Below are 521 nucleotides of genomic sequence, written 5' to 3' on the forward strand. Positions count from 1 at the left end.
GATGTCGGGGTTGGCGCAGATGAACGGCAGGTTGCGGGCGCGCAGCCTGGTCAGCATCTCCGCATAGTCCTCCGGTGTCTCGGCCTCGTCATCGAACATGCCCGTGCAGACGACCACCTGCGCTTCGAACTCTTCGGAGATTTCCACGTCGAGCCCGTCATAGATGGTCATGTCGCGGTCGGGGCCGAGGTGGAACACCTTGCGCGGTCCCTCGGCGATGAGATCGCGCGTGACATCGCCGGAACTGACGACACGATCGAAAGTGCCATCCGGCACGCCGATCAGCCGCATCTGGGTGATTACATCCGCACTGCGGCGCGGCGAGTTGGTGATCAGAACGACTGCAACACCAGCGTGGCGCGCTTCGGCCAGGGCAGCCGCCGCCGCAGGAAAATGCGTTTCGCCATTGTGGACCACTCCCCACACATCGCACAGCAGCGCGTCGTAGCGGCCTGACACAGCGGTCAACGTCTCGATCGTCTCAAAAAGGTCCGTCATGGCATCCCAGGAAAAAGGCCGCG

General features: G+C 63.1%; 1 pseudogene. It reads right to left on the minus strand.

Going from position 1 to position 521, the window contains the following annotated elements:
* A pseudogene (locus DC522_RS34100) lies at positions 1-498 on the minus strand (TIGR01459 family HAD-type hydrolase); the annotation flags it as partial.
* Positions 499-521 lie beyond the last annotated feature (23 nt).

It is taken from the genome of Microvirga sp. KLBC 81, from assembly GCF_003075415.1.
GTDB lineage: Bacteria > Pseudomonadota > Alphaproteobacteria > Rhizobiales > Beijerinckiaceae > Microvirga.